The sequence below is a fragment of the Leucobacter sp. M11 genome (assembly GCF_035726885.1).
In the GTDB taxonomy this organism is placed as follows: Bacteria; Actinomycetota; Actinomycetes; order Actinomycetales; family Microbacteriaceae; genus JAPFRB01.
The window spans coordinates 390,878-391,463 of the sequence record NZ_JAPFRB010000004.1 but is presented as its reverse complement, the minus strand read 5'-3'; the positions used below and the strand labels follow the sequence as shown (position 1 = coordinate 391,463).

The 586-nt window shown below is 74.6% G+C and carries 1 protein-coding gene; it reads left to right on the top strand.

All coding sequences use genetic code 11. The annotated features are described in order from the left end of the window. Window positions 1-31 precede the first annotated feature (31 nt). Window positions 32-586, top strand: a 555-nt coding sequence (gene nadC, locus OOT08_RS13925; protein WP_325093388.1) for a carboxylating nicotinate-nucleotide diphosphorylase, incomplete at its 3' end; no start/stop codon positions are given.

Sequence of the window (586 nt, the reverse complement as noted above, 5' to 3'; positions counted from 1 at the left end):
CACGCTCACCACGACCCCGTAGGAGACCCCCGTGCTCACCGCAGCCACCATCACCGAACGCGTCCGCGAGGCGCTCCGCGAGGACGCGCCCTGGGGCGACCTCACCGCCCGGGTCGCGATCCGCGAGGACGCGGTCCTCAGCGCCGAGCTGAACGCCCGCGAGCCCGGCGTCTTCGCGGGGGGCGAGGTCTTCGCGGCGGCCTTCCGCGAGCTGGACCCGCGGGTCGCGGTCCAGCTGCTCGCCCGCGACGGCGACGCCTTCGTCGCGGGCCAGGTGCTCGCCCGCGTCTCGGGACCGGCGCGCTCGGTGCTCACGGCCGAGCGCATCGCACTGAATTTCACGCAGCGGATGAGCGGCATCGCGACCCTGACCGCGCGCTTCGTCGCCGAGACGAGCGGCACTCGGGCGCGGATCGCGGACACCCGGAAGACCACGCCGGGACTCCGCGCCTTCGAGAAGCATGCGGTGCGGGCCGGCGGCGGCACGAACCACCGCTTCGGGCTGAGCGACGCCGTGATGATCAAGGACAATCACCTGGCCGCGCTCGGCGCGGTGGGCCCCGAGGAGGTCACGGCGGCCCTGCGA